Annotated in this window: 26 protein-coding genes; 20 read left to right on the top strand and 6 right to left on the bottom strand. The window is 36.2% G+C overall.

Features of this window, described 5'->3' with window-relative positions:
• Positions 1 to 6: 6 nt before the first annotated feature.
• Positions 7 to 903 (bottom strand): metallophosphoesterase family protein, encoded by an 897-nt coding sequence (locus tag GKP30_RS12165; RefSeq protein WP_216829722.1) that lies wholly within the window; start codon positions 901 to 903, stop codon positions 7 to 9.
• A gap of 156 nt (positions 904 to 1,059) precedes the next feature.
• Between GKP30_RS12165 and GKP30_RS12160 the strand changes: the two genes are divergently transcribed.
• The 13 genes from GKP30_RS12160 (at position 1,060) to GKP30_RS12100 (ending at position 12,799) form a co-directional block, all read left to right on the top strand.
• Positions 1,060 to 1,572, top strand: coding sequence for a YusW family protein (locus GKP30_RS12160; RefSeq protein WP_216829721.1), 513 nt, complete (start codon positions 1,060 to 1,062; stop codon positions 1,570 to 1,572).
• A 302-nt stretch (positions 1,573 to 1,874) separates the two neighbouring features.
• Positions 1,875 to 2,543 carry a response regulator transcription factor gene (locus GKP30_RS12155; protein WP_456237152.1) on the top strand — a complete coding sequence of 223 codons (669 nt, stop codon included), beginning with the start codon at positions 1,875 to 1,877 and terminating at the stop codon, positions 2,541 to 2,543.
• A gap of 4 nt (positions 2,544 to 2,547) precedes the next feature.
• On the top strand, positions 2,548 to 3,927 hold the full coding sequence (locus tag GKP30_RS12150; protein WP_216829719.1) for a sensor histidine kinase: 1,380 nt from the start codon (positions 2,548 to 2,550) through the stop codon (positions 3,925 to 3,927).
• On the top strand, positions 3,917 to 4,465 hold the full coding sequence (locus GKP30_RS12145) for a PepSY domain-containing protein (RefSeq protein ID WP_216829718.1): 549 nt from the start codon (positions 3,917 to 3,919) through the stop codon (positions 4,463 to 4,465). The genes GKP30_RS12150 and GKP30_RS12145 overlap by 11 nt, the downstream gene beginning before the upstream one ends.
• A gap of 135 nt (positions 4,466 to 4,600) precedes the next feature.
• Positions 4,601 to 5,203, top strand: a complete 603-nt coding sequence (locus GKP30_RS12140) for a PepSY domain-containing protein (RefSeq protein WP_216829717.1) — start codon at positions 4,601 to 4,603, stop codon at positions 5,201 to 5,203.
• 149 nt (positions 5,204 to 5,352) lie between these two features.
• Entirely contained in the window at positions 5,353 to 5,685 is a 333-nt protein-coding gene (locus GKP30_RS12135; protein WP_216829716.1) for a thioredoxin family protein, read from the top strand.
• Positions 5,686 to 5,751: 66 nt separating this feature from the next.
• On the top strand, positions 5,752 to 6,030 hold the full coding sequence (locus tag GKP30_RS12130; protein ID WP_216829715.1) for a DUF1292 domain-containing protein: 279 nt from the start codon (positions 5,752 to 5,754) through the stop codon (positions 6,028 to 6,030).
• A 295-nt stretch (positions 6,031 to 6,325) separates the two neighbouring features.
• Positions 6,326 to 6,628, top strand: coding sequence for a monooxygenase (locus GKP30_RS12125; protein WP_216829714.1), 303 nt, complete (start codon positions 6,326 to 6,328; stop codon positions 6,626 to 6,628).
• A gap of 141 nt (positions 6,629 to 6,769) precedes the next feature.
• The gene (locus GKP30_RS12120) at positions 6,770 to 7,027 is read left to right on the top strand and encodes a hypothetical protein (RefSeq protein WP_216829713.1); all 258 of its coding nucleotides are present in this window, start codon (positions 6,770 to 6,772) and stop codon (positions 7,025 to 7,027) included.
• 372 nt (positions 7,028 to 7,399) lie between these two features.
• Positions 7,400 to 7,891 (top strand): MarR family winged helix-turn-helix transcriptional regulator, encoded by a 492-nt coding sequence (locus GKP30_RS12115; RefSeq protein ID WP_216829712.1) that lies wholly within the window; start codon positions 7,400 to 7,402, stop codon positions 7,889 to 7,891.
• A 308-nt stretch (positions 7,892 to 8,199) separates the two neighbouring features.
• Positions 8,200 to 9,810, top strand: a complete 1,611-nt coding sequence (locus GKP30_RS12110) for a gamma-glutamyltransferase family protein (protein WP_216829711.1) — start codon at positions 8,200 to 8,202, stop codon at positions 9,808 to 9,810.
• Positions 9,811 to 9,828: 18 nt separating this feature from the next.
• Entirely contained in the window at positions 9,829 to 11,970 is a 2,142-nt protein-coding gene (locus tag GKP30_RS12105) for a M20/M25/M40 family metallo-hydrolase (RefSeq protein WP_216829710.1), read from the top strand.
• Between the two features lies 1 nt (position 11,971).
• On the top strand, positions 11,972 to 12,799 hold the full coding sequence (locus GKP30_RS12100) for an N-formylglutamate amidohydrolase (protein WP_216829709.1): 828 nt from the start codon (positions 11,972 to 11,974) through the stop codon (positions 12,797 to 12,799).
• Between the two features lie 495 nt (positions 12,800 to 13,294).
• On the opposite strand, the gene GKP30_RS12095 is transcribed toward GKP30_RS12100, so the two are convergent.
• The 3 genes from GKP30_RS12095 to GKP30_RS12085 are packed head-to-tail and all read right to left on the bottom strand — an operon-like array spanning position 13,295 to position 16,984.
• On the bottom strand, positions 13,295 to 14,449 hold the full coding sequence (locus tag GKP30_RS12095; RefSeq protein ID WP_216829708.1) for a Ger(x)C family spore germination protein: 1,155 nt from the start codon (positions 14,447 to 14,449) through the stop codon (positions 13,295 to 13,297).
• A 2-nt stretch (positions 14,450 to 14,451) separates the two neighbouring features.
• On the bottom strand, positions 14,452 to 15,906 hold the full coding sequence (locus tag GKP30_RS12090; protein ID WP_236035057.1) for a spore germination protein: 1,455 nt from the start codon (positions 15,904 to 15,906) through the stop codon (positions 14,452 to 14,454).
• The gene (locus GKP30_RS12085; RefSeq protein WP_216829707.1) at positions 15,872 to 16,984 is read right to left on the bottom strand and encodes a GerAB/ArcD/ProY family transporter; all 1,113 of its coding nucleotides are present in this window, start codon (positions 16,982 to 16,984) and stop codon (positions 15,872 to 15,874) included. Before GKP30_RS12085 ends, GKP30_RS12090 begins: the two co-directional genes overlap by 35 nt.
• Positions 16,985 to 17,463: 479 nt before the next feature.
• Here GKP30_RS12085 and GKP30_RS12080 point away from each other — a divergent pair, with 479 nt between their 5' ends.
• From GKP30_RS12080 to GKP30_RS12060, 5 genes are all read left to right on the top strand, one after another.
• Positions 17,464 to 18,816 carry a YeiH family protein gene (locus GKP30_RS12080; protein ID WP_216829706.1) on the top strand — a complete coding sequence of 451 codons (1,353 nt, stop codon included), beginning with the start codon at positions 17,464 to 17,466 and terminating at the stop codon, positions 18,814 to 18,816.
• A gap of 12 nt (positions 18,817 to 18,828) precedes the next feature.
• On the top strand, positions 18,829 to 18,999 hold the full coding sequence (locus GKP30_RS12075) for a hypothetical protein (RefSeq protein WP_216829705.1): 171 nt from the start codon (positions 18,829 to 18,831) through the stop codon (positions 18,997 to 18,999).
• Positions 19,000 to 19,186: 187 nt separating this feature from the next.
• Positions 19,187 to 19,657 (top strand): antibiotic biosynthesis monooxygenase family protein, encoded by a 471-nt coding sequence (locus GKP30_RS12070; RefSeq protein WP_216829789.1) that lies wholly within the window; start codon positions 19,187 to 19,189, stop codon positions 19,655 to 19,657.
• A gap of 285 nt (positions 19,658 to 19,942) precedes the next feature.
• On the top strand, positions 19,943 to 20,488 hold the full coding sequence (locus GKP30_RS12065) for an RNA polymerase sigma factor (protein ID WP_216829704.1): 546 nt from the start codon (positions 19,943 to 19,945) through the stop codon (positions 20,486 to 20,488).
• Positions 20,481 to 21,764 carry a DUF4179 domain-containing protein gene (locus tag GKP30_RS12060; protein ID WP_216829703.1) on the top strand — a complete coding sequence of 428 codons (1,284 nt, stop codon included), beginning with the start codon at positions 20,481 to 20,483 and terminating at the stop codon, positions 21,762 to 21,764. The genes GKP30_RS12065 and GKP30_RS12060 overlap by 8 nt, the downstream gene beginning before the upstream one ends.
• A gap of 86 nt (positions 21,765 to 21,850) precedes the next feature.
• On the opposite strand, the gene GKP30_RS12055 is transcribed toward GKP30_RS12060, so the two are convergent.
• The gene (locus tag GKP30_RS12055; protein WP_216829702.1) at positions 21,851 to 23,245 is read right to left on the bottom strand and encodes an amidase; all 1,395 of its coding nucleotides are present in this window, start codon (positions 23,243 to 23,245) and stop codon (positions 21,851 to 21,853) included.
• Positions 23,238 to 23,429: a hypothetical protein gene (locus tag GKP30_RS12050; RefSeq protein ID WP_216829701.1), complete on the bottom strand. Its 192-nt coding sequence runs from the start codon at positions 23,427 to 23,429 to the stop codon at positions 23,238 to 23,240. Before GKP30_RS12050 ends, GKP30_RS12055 begins: the two co-directional genes overlap by 8 nt.
• A 520-nt stretch (positions 23,430 to 23,949) precedes the next feature.
• On the opposite strand from GKP30_RS12050, the gene GKP30_RS12045 reads away from it, so the two are divergent.
• The gene (locus GKP30_RS12045) at positions 23,950 to 24,639 is read left to right on the top strand and encodes a DUF421 domain-containing protein (RefSeq protein WP_216829700.1); all 690 of its coding nucleotides are present in this window, start codon (positions 23,950 to 23,952) and stop codon (positions 24,637 to 24,639) included.
• Between the two features lie 283 nt (positions 24,640 to 24,922).
• The gene (locus GKP30_RS12040; protein WP_236035056.1) at positions 24,923 to 25,594 is read left to right on the top strand and encodes a DUF429 domain-containing protein; all 672 of its coding nucleotides are present in this window, start codon (positions 24,923 to 24,925) and stop codon (positions 25,592 to 25,594) included.
• Positions 25,595 to 25,723: the final 129 nt, after the last annotated feature.

Below are 25,723 nucleotides of genomic sequence, written 5' to 3'. Positions count from 1 at the left end.
TCACTTTCACCATTTGTAAGGATATTGCAATATTCGTTCTTCTAAGTCCATTTCTTTTCTTGTGTTGAAGGTTAGGATTGTATATTTACCTACAGCACCTACGCCTGCTGGTAAATGATAGCTTGGCATACTCGGAAAATAGTAATCTTGATATTGAATAGAGGGTGGATGGTTATGTCCAGAAATATCATAGATAACTAGGTTCGGATCGCGGTAGCAACTATAATCAATTACGTTTTTTAATCTTTGCTTTTGTTCGTCAACAAAATGAAGTGTAGGTCCGTGATGAGTTGCCAATAACACTAAATCGGTATCCCTATTTTCATTCAATTCGTATTCAATCCAATCAAAGGCTTCTTCTCGAAAGTAACCTGGTCCATTCGTATCTCTACGACCATTTTCATCATAAGCGGTTTCAGCCAAAATTACTTTTAACCTTATATGTCCATTGGCCACAACAAAACTTTGATTGAACTTGCTTCCCGCAACTTCTTCTCTAGATTGCACCTCTGTAAATTTCTTATATAAAAACTCATCGTCTCTGTTTGCTCCCACTTCGTGATTACCACAAATTCGCTCTTTTCTAATGTTTGGTGCTATTGTATTCCAAATCCGATTAAAATAATCAAAGTCCGCATCGTATCGATCCACTATGTCGCCTAGATGTAAAACAAGATCAGGTTGGAAATCATTCACCTCATTAACAAGATCGATAAAATTCCTCATGTGACTATGTGCTTTATAAAAATATTTATCAGCTTTTACAGCATCTGGATGTGACGGGTTACTATCTACATCAACTTTAAAATGTGTGTCTGTCATTACCCATACGTGTAATTGTCTGGAGTTTTTTATTCTACTTAATGGTTTATGATAGTACCAATTCCAATAAGAAGAGTTCATATAATCTCCTTTATTCAATTATTTATCAGTTATGTAGTATAAAAGTATATTGGAAATTTCCTTTATTATGAATGGACTTTTTTCCTGAACTGTTGCCCGAAGCATAATATACATCAAGAAATGGCACACTAATTTTAAAAAAACGGTGGTGGAAAAATGAGGACAAAGAATATAATCTTGTTAACATTAATTAGCATAGTTCCATTCATTATATTTGGCTGTGGAACTAATGACGGTGCCAATGAGGAAATAGTGGTTGACGAAGTTGTTCATGAAGAAACAGTGGAACTTGAAGAGACGGTTGGCGATGATGAAACATTAGCAGATGAATTAGGACAAGCAACAGCACTCGAAAATATTTTAGAGTTCGAATTAGAGATCGATTTAGTAAATGATGAAGAAATTGAAATGGAATACAAACATCAAGGTGAATCACAGACAGCTGATGTAGAGACCAAAACTGCAGCTGGAAAACAAGAGAAGAGAGGTGAAGAAGCAATAGAAGAAATACAAAATCTTGTTTCGCAAATTACACTCAATCCAGATACTGACCCTAAGGAAGCAATGGATCAAATTTTAGCAACATTGAACATTCCAAGAGATAATATTAGAAAGCTGGAGCTTGAGGTTGACTTTATTTCAGGTGAAAAGCTTAAAGGAAGTATTTAACTTTATAACTTTACTATTAATAACAGACGCACCAGTTCTAAAGACTATAACTGCACCCCGATTGTTTGACATGTCTGACAATCGAGGTGTTTTTTTGAATTTTTATATATTTATTCTTTGTTAAAGGATATTGTTCATATAAGTTCATTTTGGCTCGCTGTTGAGAAAATGGTTTCAAGACTTGGGAGATGTTATATTAAAAATGTACAAGAAAATTTAGTTTAAAACAGGTTATATGAAACTTTTTAAAGAAATTTGTTAATGTATTGATGAACGAAGTTTTTTATAGAGGAGAAATGATAATGGTTAATATATTAATCATTGAAGATGAAAAAAAAATTGCACGAATCCTTCAATTGGAGCTGGAACATGAAGGTTATGAAACGGATGCTGCCTTTAACGGTATCAATGGTCTTGAGAAGTTCAAAACGGGAAGATGGGATTTAATTTTACTAGATGTTATGTTACCAGAGCTAAGTGGATTAGAGGTTTTAAGACGAATTCGGATCATAAATGCTAACATTCCAATTATATTATTGACCGCTAGAAATTCTGTACATGATAAAGTGAGCGGTCTCGATTTAGGTGCAAATGATTATATAACAAAGCCATTCGAAATTGAAGAACTTTTAGCAAGAATACGCGCATGTCTTCGAACTAGCCAATCCAAACTTATTCAAAACGATACCCTTAAGATCTTAGATATCACTGTTAATGAAAAAACGAGAGAAGTAAAACGAGATGACAATCTTATTGAGTTAACACCTAAAGAGTTCGACGTACTTGTTTTTTTTATTGAAAATAAAGGGATTGCCCTAAACCGTGATCAAATTCTAACTAAAGTTTGGGGATTTGAGTATTTTGGTGACACGAATATCGTCGATGTTTATGTAAGGCATTTACGGAAAAAGCTAAGCATCGCTGATTCTTTACAAACGATTCGTGGAGTCGGCTACCGCTTAAAGGAGTAATAACATGAACTTAAAACGTAAAATTCTTTTGTTTTCAAGTGTATGGCTTGTGATTATGTTATTACTAATTAACGGGTCCATTTTTTTACTATTTCAAAAAATCATTTATGATAACGAGACGAATCGAGTAACCGAACATACGCGTGCTGTAGTCGCTGCTACAAATCATGCAGTAGCAGAAGGTGCCGATATACGTGCGTTATTGCGTGCCTATCTTCCTCCTAAAGGGATGATTAGAATTATAACCGATGAAACAACGTCTGTTCTTACAATTTCAAAAGAAGGATATATGCAACAGCTGCCAACTGAGTATCAAAATCAACAATTCGTAGCGATACGGACTTTCGATCAAATCCCGTATGCCGTCGTTTCTTTTCCCATTATATGGACGGATGGTAGTGTTATGATGCTTGAAGTAACCGAAATTCTTGAAGATTCAAAGAACACGATGCAGACACTATTAGTCGTCCTTTTGGTTGCTACTGTGATAGTGCTATTACCTGCTCTATTATTTGGAAATATGTTAAGCAAACTCATTTTGACACCTATTAAAAAGCTAACAAGTACAATGAAACAAATTCAAACAACGGGTAATTATAAAAAACTTGAACTAGATACTTCTTCAAAAGATGAGCTTTACATAATGGGTGACACATTTAATCAAATGATTGATATATTAGAACAAAACTATCAAAAGCAACAACAATTTGTATCTGATGCTTCTCATGAATTAAAGACACCATTAACAGTAATAGAAAGCTATGCAAATATGCTTAAACGTTGGGGGAAGAAAAAGCCAGAGTTATTAGATGAGTCCGTTGATGCGATTTATACAGAAGCGGTTCGGATGAAAGAAATGACTGAACAAATGCTTCAACTAGCAACTGATAATATTCAGCAACTGCTCGATAAAAAAGAAATCGACTTGCTAGCAATGACAAAACAGGTAAGTCAGCATATACAAATTACGTTTGAACGTGAAGTGTTGTTTGTAGAAAAAGGAGCTTCGTTTATCATTTGGGCAGATGAAAATAAACTAAAGCAAGTTGTTTATATACTCTTAGATAATGCACGAAAATACAGTAAGGATCATATTACGATTCAACTTGAAGAAACGAGTCAATCTTGTTCAATTTCAATCATAGATAATGGAATTGGAATACCAACAGCTGACCTAGAGAAAATCTATAATCGTTTTTATCGGGTAGATAAAGCTAGAGCTCGAGAAACAGGCGGAGTTGGACTAGGACTTTCAATTGCAAAAAAGATTGTAGAAGCTCATAAAGGCCAGATTGAAATTTCAAGTATCGAAGGAAAAGGGACAACCGTTACGGTAACAATACCGAAGCAAGTTGAAAGGGTGGTGAATTCAATTGACTCATAATAAATTTTTTATCAGTCTTGTATTGGCCATCTTTGTTTTACTAGCGCTGGTTTCAATATTTCTTTTCATCAACAAAGCTCCTTCATTAGCTTCTGAAGAAGAGATTATTGAGATTGTACAGACTCAGTTCGAGGGTAGCAAAATTCATTCCGTCAATCAACAAGGGAATGTTTACACCATTTTGATCGATCATAATTTGGGTGATTATGAAATTATTATTAATGGAGAAACAAATGAAATACTCTCGCTTAGATTATTAGCGTTGCGAGAAGACGATATAGACGAGGTAGACGACGCCCCTGCTCGTAATGTAGTTGATGATGAAATGGCTGACGAACCTGTTGCAAGTATGTTAACAGAACAACAGGCCATCGAAATAGCACTTCGTGAAGTGGAAGGTAAGATAGATGATGTTGAACTTGAGGGCGAAGACGGGTTACTAGTCTATGAAGTAGAAATTGAAGTAGATGATGATCATGAGGCTACAATTATAATTAATGCCTACACAGGAGAAATTATATCAGTAACATGGGATTAATAATATGATTGAAAAAACCTGCCTCATTAAGTTTCATTAAAAATTTTTAATGTTTTACTCCTTTTGTATTAATGTTGGGCCATTATGATGAAGTTGTAAGAAATAATACGAAACAAATTGAAGGAGGAACAAGTAATGAAACTTTTTACAATGATCGTCGCGGGAGCTGTACTAATAGGTGGCGTAAGTGTTGGGGCTCAGGTGTTTACAAAAGAAGACACAGAATCAAATTTACAGATCGTACATCAAGCGGAGACTGTTGCGATTGCTGATGTGTCCCCTAATAATGCAGGCATTACACTGTCAGAAGCCAAAGACATTGCATTAGCGAAGGTTGAAAATGGCATAGTAACTGAAGCCGAAAGAGATCGTGAAGATGGCCGAATTATTTATGAAATTGAAGTGAAAAATGAACATGAGAAATATGAATTTGATATTGACCAACAGAGTGGAGAGATTATAAAAGAAAAGGTAAAACAAAGAAATCAAAAGAGGGAAAAAAGTCAATCTACCCGTACTACTGAAAATAACAACTCAATCATTTCAATTGATCAAGCAAAAGAAATTGCTTTAAATGAAGTGTCTGGTAAAATAGATGAAATTGAGTTAGAAAGAGAAAATGGCGTTCTCATTTATGAAGTTGAAATTGAAACCGAACAGTATGATGATGACGATGAAGCCACTGTTTATATTGACGCCATTACAGGAAAAGTATTATATGTAGAGTGGGATGACTAATTCAAAAAACGAGGGCGGTCTGCCTTCGTTTTTGTACTACCGTTTTTTGTTTTAAAAATTAAGCAAAGTCAAATGAATGGTAAAATAAGAAGATTACTGCTAATGTACATTATATAATAAACTAGATTGCCGTATAGAGGAGGAAGGCAATGATTGAAATCACATCACTTGATATGGTGGAAGAGTTTATAAAAGAAAATCAATTTAGTTTTATATACATATCGAGAACGAACTGTGGGGTATGTCATGCGCTACTGCCTCAAGTGAAAGAATTGCTTCAGGAATTTCCACTCATCGAGCTTTGTTATATTAATGCGGATCATATTGAGGAAGTCGCAGGACGTTTTTCTATTTTTACTGTACCTGCTCTGCTATTTTATATAGATGGAAAAGAATATATTCGGGAAGCTAGATTTGTTCATATGGACGCTCTAAAAGAAAAAGTGGCTAAGCTTTATGAAATACAAACATCAGAAGAATAAAATTAATTATTTTGCTGATAGATAAGCCAACAATAACTCATACTAACAGAAAAGGAGGGAAACTAAATGGCAGTTGAAATTGGTGAACAACTTTTATTTGGTGATGAAGGTAGTGAACTGCTTTATGAAGTGCTCTATACATGTGAATTAGATGGTAAGCAGTACTTAGTGGCAGCGTTAAGTACTGACATAGAAAATGAAAATGAAGACGCTAATATCATCTCTTTTACCTATACAGAAGATGAGGAAGGCACTCTATTCTTCGATGAAATTAGTGATGAAGAATGGAAGCAAGTAGAAGACAAATTTAACGCGTACATAGAGAAGGTAGGACAAGAAGGGTAAGCGCTAAATGTAAATGATATAAGCATTTATAAAAGGTACAAACCAACTTTGTGCCTTTTTTGCGTTTTTTCACTTTCGTCTAGTCAGTTAGTTTGCAAGATAGGGACGAACAAGAAACTCCAAATAAAACATCTCAAAAAATTTTTACATACCACTTATAGACATCACCTCTGTCCTAAGCGCTAATATAGGAATAAAATGACAGATTGGCACAAAACATTCATATAACGATCCTCTGTATCTTTTAATTAAAATGTATAATATTAGTAAAAGAAGTATTAAAGGGGAGATTTGAATGCCTTATATTTTACAAGTTGATTTTCAAATGGAAGGACCGTTTGGACAAGAAATGGTTGGAGCTTTTACTGGATTAGCAGAAAGCATTAACCAAGAGGAAGGACTTTTATGGAAAATTTGGACTGAAAATAGCGAAGCAAAGGAAGCTGGCGGTATTTATCTTTTCACGTCAAAAGAGACGGCTGAAAAGTATTTAGCAATGCATACTGCACGTTTAAAGGAATTCGGCATTGATCCCGTTCATGCTAAAGTATTTGAAGTCAATGAATCATTAACAAACATAAATAATGGCCCCATTTAATTATTTTTAATTTGTGTGGTATTTCTTAAATCCAATTAGTGAGAAATTTTTGAAGTCATTCTTTCGAAATTTAAAATCAACGTTAACTATAATTAATTAGTTTTAAAAAAAGTTTCTACCCAAAATAAAGGTGGAGTAAACATGGAGCTGATCGCGAATATCGGTTTATACGTCATTGGTTTTCTACTTTGGGGGTTGATTGTAGCTTCAATTATCTCTGTAATTATAGGCATTTGGAAAAAGTCTTGGAAAAGCTTTCTCTTTAGCGGCCTTACTCTTTTTGTTCCAGCAATCGTGCTTGCGACCCAACCAGGATGGTTAAGGCTAATGGTAGGGATACCTATTCTGTTAGTTATCTTAGCTTTTTTTACAAAAAGAAAACAACAAAGGATTCGATGATTTAAACCTATTTAGGACTGAATAATCTTTCGATAAAGCGAATAAACGTAAGTTTGATTGCAAAAGCATAACTTTAAAGTTATGCTTTTTTCCTTGGATTCCATCCTAATAGTAATGGTAAAATAGTGATCTCCCTGGAAGGAAATTGGAAAAACACATTCTGTTTGTGACAAATTGTTATACATGAAAAGTGAAATGTGGCACATAGCAACATATATATTTATACATTATTAAGTAAAATAATATTAGTTAATTACTTCACTTGTTTTCCCTACTAGCCGATGATATACAAGAAGTACTCTTTAACACAAATACAATTTATATATACATAGTCGAATGTTCCATTTTATTAGGATTGATTGGAGGAGAAAAGTGGATTACACTAATATTCATAAACTTATAAATTACACACGTGCCACATATAAAATCATGGATGAAGAGTGGAAGAAATCTGTCCTTGAATTAGGTATTACTCAAGCTGAACACCATCTATTAACGATTGTGTACTATGAAAAGAAAACTTCAATGTCTAAGCTAGCCCAACTTGGATTAATTGATATATCTACAGTTATGCAAGTAACGAATAGGTTAAAACAAAAAGAACTAATAATTATAGAAAAAGATGAAAGTGATCGAAGAGTGTCCTATGTAATATTAACAAAATTAGGTTATGAGAAAGTAAAAAAATCACAAGAAACAACGTTTAAGCTGCAAGCCTATATTGAAAAATTTGCAGAATTAAGTAAAGAAAATAGGGAGTTTATTGAAAAATTAGCTTCATTTCATAAAGAGTTAAATCAGCACTTTTATGGAAATGAATTTGTCCAATGGGTCGAAAAATCAAGTAAAAATGATGCAATGTAAGTAATGTATCATTTGAGAAACTTTGACTTTATTAAACTAGTTAAGTAGGGGAGCCTTATTATATAAGAGGCTCTTTTTTTACGTATAACTGTGGAATCAATACTATGTCATTAAACTTTGTTGCTATTCTTGGTTACTTGTCCAATAGCAAAAAAGAGAAAAGAGCCTTTTAATGACTTACTGTTATTTGTCGAAAACTATAGATCACATACCTATAAAGGGCTAGCACTATTTTCCTTCTTCTTATGATAAAATAGCCAATAACTAACAATTTTTTTATTTTCTTATAGAAAGTAAGGCGAACACGAATGAGAAAAAAGAAAGTATATATAGCGAACAGTTTGTATGGAATGGTGTCAACTGCCTCAAAGCCTGCGACAGAAGCTGGTGTCGAAATGCTTGAAAAAGGTGGGAATGCTGTAGATGCCGCAGTTGCAGCAGCTCTTTGTCTAGGTGTGACTGAACCACAAGCATCTGGGATCGGTGGGCAATCTATGGCGTTAATTTATCTAAAGGAATCAGATCGTGTGTTTGCTTTAGATGGTTCATCACGTGCTCCTTTTAATGTTCAGCCGATGAAAACACCCGCCACTCCCATCAAACTAGGGTTAAAATCAACAACTGTTCCTTCAACCCCAGCAACTCTTGGTTATATGCAAGAAACATATGGGCGACTATCCTTTTCAGAAGTTGCTATGCCTGCGATTAAAGCTGCTAAAGAAGGATTTAAGGTTTCTCCTTTAATACATCGTTTGCTCAAAAAAGAAGCGGAGCATTTACGCGAAGACCCTTTAATAGTGAAAAACTTCTTTGAAAACGGTGAGCCAAAAAAGACAGGGCAAATCATAAGGCAGCCTGAACTTGCTAAATGTCTAGAGACGATGGTCAAAAGAGGCTGGCAGGACTTTTACGTTGGCACGATTGGACAGAAGATCGTCAAAGATATGAAAAAAAGAGACGGTTTAATAACTGAGGCCGATCTTTGTCAAATTCCTCTTCCTGTTGAAAGAGACGTGTTATCGAGCAGTTATCGGGATTACGACATATACACCTTCCCACCTCCAGGGGCAGGTAGGGTCCTAATTCAAATTTTGAATACATTAGAAACCTTTTCACCTGACATACTGAATACAGAGGAGCCATTAGGCGCTGTCCTTTCTGCACTTGCTTTTCAATTTGCCCTAACGAATCGTCAAAACATGCCGATTCATCCAGATTACTATTTACAAACGGTTAATAACCTCATGTTAGATAAAGAGTATGCAGCTGAAGTGGCAAATCTAATTTCTAATATTGCCAAAACAAATTTACCAGATATGTATTCAGCACCACCAACCGCAGGTGAAACGACACATTTATCTGTTTCAGACAAGGAAGGTAATGCTGTTGGAATCACGCAGTCGATCGAGCTTGTTTTTGGAAGTAAAAGAATGGCGAATGGACTAGGCTTTTTCTATAACAATTACATGAGTGCTTTTGATTATAAAAATATGACTCATCCGTATTATCTTCTTCCTGGAGGTAAGCCTTGGAGTAGCGTTGCACCGACCTTGCTATTTAAAAACGGTTCTCCGCGATATTTATTAGGAAGTCCTGGTAGCAGTCGAATTTCAACTTCCCTTGCACAAGTTATCACCAGGCTAGTGGACAGAGGTGAAGCTTTAGAGACTGCGATTGCAGCTCCTAGATTTCATTCATCGGATACGGGAAAACTGTTAATTGAAAAACAACGCTTTACTGATGATGTATTAGATGCCTTAACAAAAACGGGGTTTGAATTAACAAAAAGAGGTGCATATAGTTTTTACTTAGGTTGTGTTCAAGGGATCCAATTTCCTGAAAAAGACGGAGAACCGTTTTACGGAGTTGCTGATTTAAGAAGAGATGGAACTGCAAAAGGTCCAGAGACAATAACATAACAGAAGGGTGAGGGTTCAATGAAAATAGCAATCGTTTACAATCGGGAAAGTCAGGCTGTTATAAACCTATTTGGAAAACAAAATCGTGAGAAGTATGGTTTAGAAACGATTAAGAATATCAAGGAAGCATTGACTGCAGGCGGTCATCAAGTTAAGACATTTGAAGGCGATAAAAATATCATTGCTAAGCTAGAAGAGTTTATGCCGTCTGTTGTGTCTGGTGAACGTCCTGGGCTTGTGTTCAATTTAAGTTACGGTATTCAAGGAAAGGGCCGCTACATGCACATTCCAGGAATTTTAGAAATGCTAGGAATTCCTTATGTAGGTTCAGGTCCAGAAACACATGCACTGGCTCTAGATAAAGTCGTAACGAAAATGATTTTAATCCAAAGAGGTCTTCCTACACCTAAATTTACCGTGATGGAAAAACCTGACTCACCCATAATGGACGATTTAAACTATCCTCTAATTGTAAAACCGAAGGACGAAGCGGTATCGTTCGGGTTGAAAGTCGTTCACAACGAAGAAGAACTTCGCGCGGGCGTTCAAGTGATTTATGAAACGTTTCAAGCGCCGACTCTCGTAGAGGAGTACATAGAGGGCCGTGAAGTAAACGTTGGTTTACTTGGAAACAATCCAGTTGAAGCGCTCCTACCTGTAGAACTTGTTTTCGGTGAAGGTGAGCAAATTTATACATACGAGGATAAGAAAAACAGGAGCGGTAGAACGGTTCAAAAAGTATGTCCCGCACCTTTATCTGAAGAACAGACCAAAGAAATTCAACAGCTTGCAATTGATACATTTAATGCTTTAGGCTGTTACGATAGTGCACGTGTTGATTTCCGCATCGATAAAAACGGAAAACCTTACATCCTTGAAGTTAATTCTATGGCGAGTTTAGGGGCAGACGGTTCGTTTGTTTATGCTGCCGAAACGATGGGGTTAAGTTATGCAGACTTAATGAACAAGCTAATTGATATAACAAATGAACGTTATTTCGGTCCGTTTTTCCTTGATAGTAATATAGAAGAGGGCAAAGAACAACTTGAACTGATTTCATCTATTACTCAAAAACGCGATAAAATTGAAGCTGATTTAAAAAGCTGGACGAACATATCAAGCTGGACAGAAGACCCTGTTGGTCTAAGCACTATCCGCAGACGGTTTGAAGAACGTTTGACAGCTCTCGATCTTAGACTAGTTGAAGAACATACGAACGGACGTTCTGCGTGGATGTGGGAATCAGCCGCTGGCTTTGAAGATGGGACTTTACTCGTTCTGCCAATTGATATCCCAGGCGAACGTATAGGGTTTCCAATCCCGTATCGAACAGAGCAGGAGTGGATTTATGGAGAAGGAGTCGCTTCTAGTCGAGGTGGTTTAGTTACCATTTTAAGTGCTTTAAATGCATTAGACGAGCAAGGGGTGCTTTCGGAAAAGAAAATCGGTGTCTTTTTCTATTCAGATGAAGGTAGAGGTATGCGATATAGTAGTGCGACCTTAAGAAAAGCAGCTCAAAAGTCCAAGCAAGTGATCGTTTTGCAACCTGGGTTTACAGGTGGGAAAATTGCTGATCAACGTCGCGGTTCGAAACAATATAGCATCATTGTTGAAGGTGACCCGATGAGAATTGGGAAAGAATCAAATGACATGGATGTGCTAAGCTACTTTATACAAAAGGCTGAAAAGCTAAAGAAATTTAGTAGCCGTAATAAAAAGCTAACGATTGCTGTTCAAGATGTAAGATCACAACGTTATAGCGTACTGTTACCTCATCGTGTACATGCCACAGTCGTTGTTACCTATTTGGACGAAAAACTAGCAAACGACGTTGAAAAACAAATTAGAGAGGCTTTCACTTCCAAAGCAAGCGGTATGCGTGCGTATGTCGAAACTTTAGTGGACCGACCGCCATTAGTGCGAAAACATCATAATCCGATCATCACGCATCTTCAGGAATTAAGCGGGAAATGGAATTTACCATTTGGTACTGAATCGAGTCTACTTTCAACTGCAGCGGGTGAAATTCCAACGAACATACCAGTTGTATGTGGTTTTGCACCTGCGAGTAAAAATTTATATACACCTAGTGAAGCGATCCATCGAAGTGAATTAATTCAGCGCTCGTTATTACTTGGCTTGTATTTATTGGAACAATAAGATGATCGGCGCAACTCAGAAGTTACCTATCGTTATATCAGTTCCCCACGGGGGACTGATGATCCCAACTCATTTAATTAAAAGATGCTTGTTAACGACAGAGGAAGTTTTACTAGATTGTGACACATGGTCACATGAAATTTATGATTTTAACGATTTGGTTGAGGAATTTATCGATACCCCAATTGCACGGATCGTTGTTGATATGAACCGTGACCGTTATGATTTACCGCCAGTAAATCCAGATGGAGTTGTCAAGACTCTTTCCGTCGCCCAAAAGCCTGTTTGGAATACAGAGGGTGGGCTTACAATAGAGGAAATACAAGTTTTAATGGATGACTACTATACAAAATATCATCGTCGAATTGACGAAGCGGTGAAAAACCCAAACGTTGTTTTAGGAATCGATTGTCATACGATGCTTGATGTCGGACCCGTTGCAATCGGAACAAAATGGGAAAAACGCCCGCTGTTTTGTCTAGGAAACCGAGGGTCAGAAACGGGACACTCAAAGGGTGATCCCATAACAGCTCCTGTTGAAATGATGGAAAAACTCAAGCGGTTGCTTGAAGAAAAATTCAGTGATTATATTGGTGAAGCCGAAGGAATGCCGCTCGTCACGCTCAATCAACCATTTGCGGGCGGTTATATTACAAAGTATCACGGTAGCAAAGGTAACATCCCGTGGATCCAATTAGAGATCAACCGCCGCATGTATTTACCCGAACCATCCGAAAAACTAAAAGTTATCCCACCCAAGAAGACACAAACCAAACTCAAAAAGTTCCGAGATGATTTGTATGAGGTACTTAAGGAGTTAGTAGAATAAATAAACCAGTACATCCATAATAAAAAAACGAGCTAGCATATCCCGTTTAACTTGCGCCAAGATTCCCATCAAGGTTTTGATGAGGCAAAAAAGCTTGGTGGCAGACGATGGAACACAGGTCGCCAAGTCTCGTGACACATCAGTGTGACCCACATTGTGTGCGGCCGCCGTCACAACCCTATTAGTTCAACGGGGATGATGGAAACTGCACACTGAAAGAAGTTCCACTCTATACACCGTACGACCCGTTACCAGAGGAAAACATAAAAGAACTACTAAAAATGAGGTGAAACCAATTTATATTTTTCACCTCATTTTTTAGTGAGATATATCAGCAATTGTTCAACTAGTAACATCATTAATTGATGTGTGGTTTGCAGTCTTATTGAACATAGAGAAAGCGGACTCCAGGGCCGTTTATTTATCTAATAAACACCATTTTTCGCGAAACCCATGTCTAAGACGTATCCTTATTAGAGAAATTCTTTACGATAACTACTCATTTCCCTGAACTTGTTTGTTTTTGAAAGCCCCTGAATGTAGTAGCGTCACATCAACTTTTATATCGTTTAAAAGATCACCGTCTAAAAAATCACCATTCTTAATTTGTTCCCATTCTTCTTTTCTTTTTTTATAGACCAAATGCTCTAAATTTAAAAAATCGATATTCCTTTCAACACCTAATTGATATAACTCTTGAATTTGCTTCGCAATACTTTCGTTCGTTTCCTGTTCCATTTCTCTTAAATTAGTCAATCCCGCTAATTCATTTCCTATACTTCCTTCCCCATTCATGACGACTAAGAATTTATGCGTACCATGATGCTCTTGCAAAATAATATTAGTATCTATGTGATCAAGTACAACAAGAAATTCTGCGTCTTCCTTACTAGGAACTAGTAGGGATGCTCGCTTTGTTTCTGTTGCAACCCATCGCAGGCCCTTTATTTGATCTAAGTTAAAAAAGCCTTTATAATTTTTATTTTGAATAAAATATGCGCCATTAAGAGCTAATTTTGGTTCCTTTTTTTGCCCTTCTTGCCAATGATCCTTGTTTATAGCTACTGAAGGAATATAGGTAGTTAGAGCTGGCTCAAAGATTTCTCTTCCAAATTGGTTTAATTTAATAGGTCTCACTAAAGAACTTTGCTCAAAAAGTCTTTGTGGATTGTGTAAAACTGTTTCAAGCGAAGTTTGATCAAAAAAACCTAACTTCGTTAATGCTTCATCCAAAGGCTCTTTTGTTGCAAATACCCATGGTGTTAATCGAAATTCATAATATCTTGTTAAGCCATCAAAAATATTTTCAATGCCTTTTTCTAAAGCCGACTCACTCAGAAGAATTGTTGTCATATGAGACCAAATAAACCGATTTTGTCCTGACTCATAAACTCTAAAAAAAGCTTCAATAAAAGTAGGCCCAGTAACGTCAGAAACATAAGTTAACGGCGAAGTGTCTTGTCCTTCTGTACTAGCAACAGCTGCTAAGTCAATTAATTGAATAAATAAATGGTATTCTCCTTCTTTATAGTCTACACCAATGGCAGTTGCATAATTAAGGGTTTGAATTTCTTTCATATCGGTAGTGCATCCAGAAAGAATGAGTAATCCAATTAGGAGACTGAAAAAAATTCTGTAGCTAACTTTCAATTTTATTCTCTCCTTCTTCTCATCTGAATGGTAGGCGACGTAAAGTCTTTTCTTTTAAATGGATTCGTCAAAAAAGCATTTAAATAGTCTCTAAAACTTAGGGAGGAAATGGGTTCAAGATAAGAAAGGCGAAAAGATTCTAATTGTGCTAAATAAATAATAATACTTAAAACAGACAGGACAAAACCATATACGCCTAAGAAGAGAGAAATGATCATAGAATAGATACGTAAAATCGTAACAGTTCCCGTCAGTGATTGATTGACTAAAGTATATGTAGCAACCGCTGATATGGCAATTACAACAAGTAAGGTTGGGGAAGTGAGTCCAGCCCGAATGGCGGCATCGCCAATAATGAGCCCACCAACGATTGAAATCGTCTGACCTACAGCTGACGGCATACGAATGACAGCCTCTCTAAGAATTTCAAATAATATCAGGATAAAAAAAGCTTCTAACGGTAATGACAAAGGTAAACCTTGACGAGATATTACAATAGTAGCAAGTAGGGCAAATGGAAGCTGATCTAAGTTTACAGTTGTAATTGCAATATAAAAACCAGGAGCAAATATAGATATCATAAACCCGAGAATTCTAATTAGCCTTTGAAAAGTGACTAGATAATAAGGGAAATGGACATCCTCGGGTGATTTTAACATGGCAAACAAGTTAATAGGACCTATTAAAACTGAAGGTGAACCATCTACAATCACAATGAAACGCCCACGTAACAAACACTCAATCGCGTAATCTGCACGAGTGATATAGTCAAAATGGGGAAAAATGGAAAATGTTCGATCTGAAACCCATTGCTCTAACTGACCCGAGCTCAATAAACTTTCTGTTTCTAGCGTTTCTAATCGCTCTTTGATTTCGTCTAAGGTTTGCGTATTTATTTTATTACTAAGATACAGCAAGGAAACCTTTGTTTTACTTAAGCTGCCTATCTCAAACTGTTCATTATGTAATGTTTCAGTCTTGAGTCTCTTTCGGATTAGCGATATATTAACATTCAGTTCCTCTGTAAAACCATCCCGAGGTCCTTTTAAAGAAATTTCGGTTTTTGATTCTTCAGGTGTTCTTGACGGGATTTTAGAAATATCGACTGCAAAAAAATGTGACTCTTTGTTGATATAAAAAAATAAATAACCTGAGAAAACCATCTCTACGACTTTCTCTATACTTTCAACGGTTACAATTGGAGGCAGATCTTTTTTATCTTCCTCTAAACCTTCCATTAAATGAGCTACTATATTATTAAAATGGTCATTAAGCTGTGTTGTGTCCACCATACCTTCACAAAAAAACGCGGTTACATCCTTATGATCTTCAATAGGTAAAAATGAAATATCAGATGTTTTTTCAAAAAAGGAATTTAAGTCTCCTTTATTTAATTCTTCCTTTCTCAACAAATTATTAATTTTAGCAATTCTCATCTGTTGTTCGTTGTCTCTCATAACTTTGGGGACCCTTCCTTTTTACAAAATAACCTATAGTTAAAAGTGCTAAAGTAATACCCATACCAAATAAAACGACAAAAGGATAGAAATAATTTCTTAAAATGGTTTGCATCCAAATATCACTAATATGAAGGAAAAAACCTATAGAATAAACAACAGCAGTCGAGACGATAAATAACCGTTTTCGCCAAATTGAACGAATTTTGTAAATGTTTCCAATTAAATAAAAACAGAGTGATATACGAATCACAGCACCACACAGTAACTGAAAGACGGCTAATGCATCAACGTGGGATATATGTTCTCCTAATTCAACTAAACGCCACTGTTCAAATGCAGGGAACCGTAAATCAGCTGCGATACTTGGACCAAATGAAACAATGGAACCTATTGTTGGTCCTAATACAAGACCTGTTAATAAGGTGATTAAAATACTTATAAATAAAAAGGAGACTGGTTTATTAAAGTACTGTTGTAGTAAAAAAAGTGTGAGTATATCAATGCTTCCCCCTAGAACAATTAGAACACCATGAGCGATAGAAACACTATCAGATTCAAATAAAGGGAATAGAAAAGAATAATTTTTTTTGTCCATTGTAGTAATTGCCACGAAATGACCTAGAGCCCATACAAGCGGTAAAATTAATGCTGATGTATAGACAATGGTTTTAAGAGATGTCCAAGCAGCCCAAATACACAAAAAGAGAAATGGGATAACGAGATATGCTGTGGGCGTCATTGGTAGGAAGTATATTTTCACGGATACGATTAAATCGTAAAAAGAAATAAAGCCAATAATTAAAATATAAAAGAAAAAAAACAAAAGAATAATATTTGAGACCCATTTTCCAGCTTTCGAATGCAACCAGCTTTGCAAAGGTTGTCTCTCGGGATTTCTTTTGAATATAGAGGAAAGGATTTTACCCCATAAAAGTAGAATGACATAACTGATTAAGACACATATCCAAGCATCACGCTTTGCGATATTTAATAAATGTGGGATGATTAGCACATGATTGGAAATGCCAATAAAAAGAAGTAATACAAATATAATTTGGATACGTGAGAAGGTCAAAACTAGTCCTCCAATTTAATAATTTATGTTAGTGTTTGTAACTATTTCTATTTTATGTATTCCAGCAACAAGAGAAGCTTTAGGAAGCTGGAATAAGTTCAAATATTCAAATGAGGAATCTACGCCCCCTCAAAGCTGTTTTGGCAGCAAACGAATACGTGTGATCATTATTCTTTGCTGTATTTAGAGAATACGAATTTAAGAAGAGGAGGACTAGGATATCATAGGATTTCCTAGTCTTTTTCGTAATGGTTTACAATTTATGTTCTATTCCTTAAAAACAATGGTGAAAGTCTAGTAAACTTGTAAACATCCAAAGGAATGGAAAACAAATCTTAATTCCAAAAAAAGTATTGACACTTATTTAATGAAAGTAATATTATAAAACGTATAAGATTACTCGGGTATAAAAAGTGCTGACTGGAAAACCAGAGGTCCTTCTTTCTTTTAGAGTGAAAACTGATTTGGAGGGGCAACGAATGTTACCGAATATAAAAGATACTCAACCAGAAATTAATAAACCTATTAAAACAGGTAAGAAAAGTTGGAACACCGAAGATTGGTGGGCAGTGTGGTTAGGCTTTGGAATTATCATTTTAGTACTTATAAATTTTATTCCCAAACCAACATTACCAGCACGTTGGGGTTCTGGTGAACAACAAGGGATATTGAATACAATACCAAGTGAAGGGTTCATGCCAGTTGTTATTACTGGGATTGTGGCATTATTCGTGTTCTACTTAGCGATCCGATTTTTGAAAAAGGAAATTAGTAATCAGTTTCTTGTAGCATTTCCTGTTCTTTTTGCATTGACCTTAGTTGCTTACGTTTTAGGTCAGTATGGGCCATGGCGTCATTACGGCTTTAATGATGTTATTTGGGCATTAGCGATTGGGTTATTTATTAGTAATGTCTTAAAAACACCCACATTTCTCAAAAGCGTTTTGCATACAGAGCTTTACATTAAAACAGGTCTTGTTTTATTAGGGGCATCGATTCTTTTTGACCGAATGCTAGCACTCGGAATGCTGGGAGTTGGAGTGGCTTGGATCGTGACTCCTATCGTCATTCTTGTAATGTACTGGTTCTCGCAACGCTATCTTAAAATGAATGACCAGAAAGAATTAGCAGTTACAATATCATCAGCAACAGCTGTTTGTGGTGTTTCTGCAGCGATTGCCTCTGGTACTGCCGCAAAAGCAAAGAAAGAAGAGATCACACTTGCCATTTCAATTACTTTAATTTTTACCATTTTAATGATGCTAGGAATGCCAGCACTTATAAGACTTTTTGGGATAGATCCAATTGTAGGTGGAGCTTGGCTAGGTGGCACCATTGACGCAACAGGAGCGGTTGTTGCTGCTGGTTCACTATTGGGCGAAGAAGCAATGGAAGTCGCATCTGTCATAAAGATGGTTCAAAATATTCTCATTGGATTTGTTGCTGTTGCGATTGCGATATTTTTTGTATCACGAGTTGAAAACAAAGGAACTACTGCAGGATCAAAGAAAAAAGTGTCTGCTAAAGAAATCTGGGTGCGTATGCCTAAATTCATTTTAGGATTTATCGGCGCGTCACTTATTTTCTCGTTCTTATTACCTGATCAAACTGTCGAAGCTGTTTTACCAACGATCGATGGATATCGTGGCCTATTTTTCACATTAGCATTTGTCAGCATTGGATTAGAGTCCAACTTTAAAGAACTGGCTAAAGGGATTCGCGGTGGAAAACCTATTATTCTTTACATCGTCGGACAGCTGTTTAATATTATCTTAACGTTACTTGCAGCTTGGGTTTTCTTTAGCGGTACCTTCTTTACACTACCATTCTAGGAGACATGAACGATGAGGAAATTAGTCAATTTATTCGGTTTTATCGCAGTGGTGTTCGTCATAACTTCGGTATTACATGCTCTGCCAGCTGCACCTGCTGATGAACCTGGAGCAGGTGACATTTGGTGGATGAACGTCCCAGAAATAAATGAGATGTATGAAAAAGTGAACGTTAACAAGTAGGAATACAGTAAGAAATATAAGATTATGAGCTGTGTCCAAAGGCGGTGATGGCCTTTTGGCACAGTTTTTTTGTAAGAAGGAAGATTAAATTTAGCTTTGGGTGCGCACCAACCGTTTAATATTTGTACAATAAATTTATATATGTAATGATATAAATGAAGTTACAAATGAGGAGTGAGATTAATGTATATCTACCTCGCTTGAAAATAGAAACGTATTTCTGTTAAATAGTGAACAACAACAAAAGTTCTTACTAGAAAGTGATCAATTTTTAAACGAAGAAACATTAGATAATGACCCAAAAGTTTACGAAGTCCTCGATGATGTCGGAGATTTAAAAAGAAATTTATTTATTGTCTTTAATAACATTCCTGTATCGGATGAAGAAAGAGCTACTTTTGAAAAGCGCTTTAAAAAACGGGCTCGAAAAATAGAGGACGAGCCTGGGTTTGTTGCAATCCGGGTATGTCGACCTTTGAATTCAGACACATATATTATTATGACATTTTGGGAAACAGAGGCTCACTTTGAGAACTGGAAAACCTCGAATGCTTACAAGGATGCCCATAAAAAGCGCGGCACATCAGAAGGCATTGACCAGCAACAACCGCAAATTTTCCCACGTCAATCGTATGTCGAACTATTCACAATCGATTAAGGTAATACAATGAAAGGCCAAGAGCTATAAGCTTTATTGGCCTTGTTTTTTTATGTATACCAGAGGTTTATAATTAAAGTAAAATTATTTTTGTCTTTTGAATGTAGATCTATTGTACCTTAACTAGATTTTTCCATATCAGTTAACCAACCTGTTATTACTAGTATAGGAACAAGTGATATTAATAATCACCTAATCTAATAAAAATTTTTCAATAAAAAATGAACTTTTTACTGCACAAAAGACTCTTATAAGGGAGAGGGGGAGAGGGAGAGAGGTGAAGACATGAATGTCGGTCGACTTGTAAAAAAAGCAAAAAAAGGAAATAAAGAAGCGTTACTTCAACTAATTATGGAAAAAAAAGATGATTACTATAAACTAGCTCTCACCTATATGGGAAACTCCCATGACGCAATGGATGCGATGGAGGACATGATCGTCAGGCTGTATGAAAAAATTGATCAGTTAAAAAAAGAGGACGCCTTTTACAGTTGGAGTAAAACGATTTTAGTAAATAGCTGTAAAACACTTCTTCGAAAGCAAAAGAAGCTAATTCTAATAGAAGATTGGAACACACCGACCCAAAGTGATGGGGGGCAGGCCATTGACATTAATCCATACATTAACACTGAACACCAGATAGATATTCAGCAGCTTATGCTCCATTTAAATGAACATCAAAAAGAAGCGATACAATTAAAATATTTTCATGATCTAGATTATCAATCAATCTCAGAAATAACCAATGTTTCCATTGGCACCGTTAAATCAAGAATTTTCCAAGGGTTAAAAAAACTAAGAGATCATTATGGGGGTGATGCAGATGAGTAAAGTGGAAAAACGGTTAGAAGAAGAGAAAAAACGCTTGGATACGATTACGGCACCAGCAGAATTAGAAGCTAGATTAAGAGGAGCTTTAGATACAACGCCAGCCAAGAGACAGAAACGGAAGGCGCCTATATATGGAGCAGTCGCTGCCGCTTTACTTTTCATGATGGTTGTTGGATATCATTATAATGGGTTTGCATACTACGGAAAGAAACTGTTCGGTTTTGATGAAGTCATAACAGGTACTTTAAAAGAATTAAATGAGGCCGGGATGGGGCAAGTCGTTGAAAAACAAAGGCAGTTTGCCGACGGAACAAACCTGACGATTAACGGCATTATGACTGATGCCAACCAATTGATCTTGTACTATACATTATCCAATCCAGAGGGTTTAAGCTTTAATGACGATATACGGTTTAGAAAAATCACTGGACTATTTACTGATTCTTTTGTTGGTGGAGGACAGACCTTATTGAATGAAGAAGGAACAGAAATAAAAGGAATGATGTCTTTTGAACCTGTCAGTCCGTTTGCCAAACAATTAACACTTCATTATTCAATGCAACCGCAAAACGGAGAGGTAATAGAAGAAACGATAACCTTTCCTTACAATCCTAATCAAGCGATGCAAACAGAAATCAAACAATCGATTAGAGAAAAGTTGAAAGTTGATAAAGGAAACATAACCTTCCATTCAATTACAGCAACTCCTACATTAACGGTGATTGATGGGTTGTTAAATGTTGATAATTTTGATCGTGTGAATTATGCATTGGGTGGTATTGAATTGATGGCTAATGGTACACCTGTTCAACAGCTTGGAGGCGGGAGCAGATCTTCTATAAGAGGAACCCAATTTGATATTCGTTTTGATGCATTACCTGAAACGTTAGAGTCACTTGAAATCGTTATGAGGGAGTTTTTTGGGTATAAAAAGCTAGACCAAACTATATTACTATCTGATATCGGTGAAAACCCAGTTCTTCTTGGTGAGAAAAAACTTTGGATGGCTGATGTAACAACAACTTCCACTGGATTAGAATTGACGATTGCTACAGATGAGGACGTCATGCTTGATGGGGTTTTCATTCAAACGAGGAATGAGTCGGTAGAATTAAGGACGATTGTTAATCAAACCGAGTTAAAGTTAGAAGATGGAACTTTATTAAAGCAACGTACACTTCTGTTTGATACGATAGAGGAACCAGAATATTTGCTGATTGAGGGAATGCACTATATGAAACGCTATAATCAAACAATTGAAATTCCAGTTAAATAGTAGTGTATCTACGAATAAAAACATAAAATTTGACCCTTGCCATGACAATGCTTGAACGAGCATAACAGGCAAGGGTTTTACTATTTTTATACTGAATAAAGCGTCGTATTTAAAGGATTTGTTTTCTCCCATTCGCTACCTACTTGTAATAATTGCTTTTCCGAAAAATGTTGACCAATCAGCTGCATACCTACAGGAAGTCCTGCGGAACATCGTCCAATTGGAACTGACAAACTAGGAGTACCTGTTAAATTTGGTGGTGACGTAAATGGCATACAGCGTCTCGTAATTTCTAAATTTTGCTCAACCCAATTTTCTTTGAAAGCAGGTGTAGTTATCGGTATCGTCGGTCCTGCTATTACATCAACATCTTCAAAAGCCTTTTTTAATCCTTCGACTAACACGCGGCGTACTTGTTGTGATCTGACATATTGTGGTGTATTCGTAATGACACCTGTATTGAAAAATATTCGCACATCATCGGCATAATCATCTGGCACTGTTTGTAACCATTCATAATGATAAGTCGATGCTTCGCCGATCGTAATGATATAACTTGCAAATGTTGACATCGTTAGTTCTGGGATGTTGATTTGTTTAATTTCCGCTCCTAGTAGCTCGAATGATTTCATAGCGTTTTTAAATAGCGCCTCAACAGCAGGGTCTAACCCTTCTAGATAGTAGGTAGGAATTCCGATCGTTAAGCCTTTAATCCCTTTATGAAGATTTTCCGTGTAATTCGGAATAGGTGCCTTTATACTACCAGGATCTTTTGGATCATAACCTGCCATTGTATTTAGCATGATGGCTATATCGGACACTGATCGAGCCATAGGACCAGCGTGATCAAGAGACCAAGCTAACGGGGCGACGCCCTTTGTACTGACTAAACCATAAGTTGGTTTTAAGCCGTACACTCCACACATTGAAGCGGGTACACGAATCGAACCGAATGTATCGGTACCAGTTGCAAGTGTAGCAAGCCCCGCAGCAAGAGCAGCTCCGCTTCCACCACTAGACCCACCAGGACTATAGTTTGTGTCCCAAGGATTTCGTGAGTTGCCGTAAACAGGATTTGTATTCGTTAAGCCCCCGCCAAATTCATGCATATTCAACTTTCCAAGCATGATTCCGCCAGCAGCTAGCAGTTTTTCCACAGCAGTTGCCGTTTCGTCAGGAATAAAATCTGCTAAAATTTTTGAACCTACTGTCGTTCTAATCCCTTTTGTATAATAATTATCCTTTATTCCAATTGGAATACCATGAAGCGGCCCTTTGTATAAACCGTTCATGATTTCAGTTTCAGCATGTTGTGCCTGAAGAAGCGCTAACTCATGAAGAGTTGTTATATAAGCATTAACAGATGGATCAATTGTATTAATTCGCTCAATTATGGATTGTGTTATTTCTACTGGAGAAAGTTGCTTTGACTCTAATAACGGTGCAAGTTCTGTAGCCGTTAACGAGGATAAATCAGTCATGGCGGATCAACTCTGGATCAACAATGGTAATCGGTACTTCTTCATTTAGATCTGGCTTAGCTTTTAATGGGGTTTGAGCCTGCTCGATGGTATGCAATATGTGTTCAATATAAGGAAGATCGCCTTCCTTAACAGCAATACCATGGAGATGTATACTTCGTCTAATATAATCTGTAAAATTCATATTTCATCACTCCTTATGGCGATAATAAAATGTGAAATCGGGAAGGGACTGCAAAAGGGGTGTATCATTCGCTTTCCAGGCTCTGATACTTCCCTGCAACCTTACTAAACATAATGCTTTTTTTGGAAGCTAGACAACGGATAAAATTCTAATAACTTGCGGATGTTTTGGCTAATTCCATTTATTGCTTCAAAATATTAAGTTCATAAAGCAGGATTTGTAACTTCACCAATTGCCTTTTTAAGGTTAATTACTCCGACCAATTGAAAAGCATCAAATTCGTGTATTTCTAACTTTTTATGCCAAATGATAAGTGTTGGTTTCGGTTGTTCCTTTTTCTCCACCTAAAAATGCTATCGGTTTAAGATATTCATTTTGGCTAAAATGGAATATTGTCTAAAGAAAGTTAGTATTAAATTTGTTTTTTCATGGATATTACTTATTCTTACTGGGAATTTATAAACAAGGATACATTTTGTAATAAAATACAGTTAGGAGAGTAATGAAAGAGGGAAAATAGATGACACTCATTGAAGTAATTATCCGAACGACATTATTATTTATTGTTTTATACATATTGTGCAGAATTCTTAATAAAAAATTAATTGCTCAAATGACTTTCTTTGATTTTGTAGCGGGTATTACGATCGGTTCAATCGTTGCAACAGCTATGTTAATGAAGGATATCCCTGTTTATATAGGTGTTATAGGGTTGGTTTTCTTCTCATTATATACGTTTATTAGTAACATCATTGCCATTAAAAGCTTTACGGGTCGAAAAATTTTAGAAAGTGAACCAACTTATGTCATAAAAGATGGACAGGTTCTAGAGGACGGCTTAAAAAAGGGGATGCTTACAATGGACAGCCTCTTAACCAGTTTACGTAAAAAAAATGTCTTTAATTTAGATGAGGTAGATACAGCGATATTAGAGACTGATGGCACGATTTCCGTATTAGTAAAGCCACCTTACTTACCAGCTATGCAAAAAGATGTGTACAATATCCAACCGAATCGAGGGGTTGGACAAGCCTTCATTCTTGACGGTAATATCTTAATGAAAAGTCTGGAGCTACTTGGAAAAGACATGGAATGGGTCAAAACAACCTTAACAGCACACAATGTTGAAAAGATTGAAGACGTTTTCTACGCGCAAATCGATAAACAGGGTATAGTGTATATCGATGTTAGGGAGGATACGCTAACTTAATGAATATTCGCTTTTTTCTATTTTTGCTTTTAGCGAGAATCTTTTAACATAAATTAGGCTATTTATGAAACCAGGATAATAATTGCAGATGAAAAACACTATAAACTCTTTAGCCCATTAGCTTTCCATGCTTATGGGCTTTACTATGTTTAGGAGGATATATCATTTACTCTATCGTTGTTTCTGTTACTATTAAATATAATGATACCTTTTAAATAAGTACAATATTAAAAGCTGATGTTGATTTTCGAATAAAATAAAATTTAAAAAGAAGGGTAATAAAATGATTGTTTTAGGTATTGATTTATCTGGGCCTCGTAATCACAAAGATACGGTATTAACCGTGTTTGAAACAAAAGGGAAACAGTTGATATTTAATAAGATTTTGAGTGAGATGAGCGATAAAAAGATTTTGAATGAGGTTATGGTACAAAGTGAACGTGATGAACTTGTGATTGGGATAGATGCGCCTTTATCATATGAAGACGGCGGAGGTGATCGTCAAAGTGATAAGCTTTTGAGAAAGTTTATCGTTTCATTAGGAATGAAGTCTGGATCAATTATGACACCAACTTTCAACCGAATGGTTTATCTTACTTTACGTGGAATAAAGCTTAGTCGTGAAATAGAAAGCCTAAATTCGATCCATCCGATTTCATTTGTTGAGGTTCACCCAGGAGCAGTGATTGGATCTAGATTATTACGAGAAGAAATTGATTATGTCCTCAACTATAAACAAAATGTAGCTGCAAGACGTTTTATAAGTGATTGGCTCTATAAACAACAATTATTAGATTTACCCGAACGGATTGAGGAAGAAAGTCATATGATCGACTCTTGTGCTGCCGCATTAGTGCTTGGCATTGGAAGGATCATAGATTTGAACCAAATTGGATTTACCGAGCAGCACCACCACTGCATCCTTACGACTTTTGTTGTTAATTATGGAAAGTAGTGTCAGGATTTACCGAATCTTTCTCTGTCCAAACATGACAGAGAGAGACTATTATTACATTTTACGTGGGAACATGGTATGATAATTCCGTATTGCAGGATAATAAAAGTTTCTTTTCATTGAAAAACT

It is taken from the genome of Alkalihalobacterium elongatum, assembly GCF_019024285.1.
GTDB lineage: Bacteria > Bacillota > Bacilli > Bacillales > Bacillaceae_F > Alkalihalobacterium > Alkalihalobacterium elongatum.
Note: the sequence above shows the minus strand (reverse complement) of the source record. Positions and strands in the feature narration are given on the sequence as shown.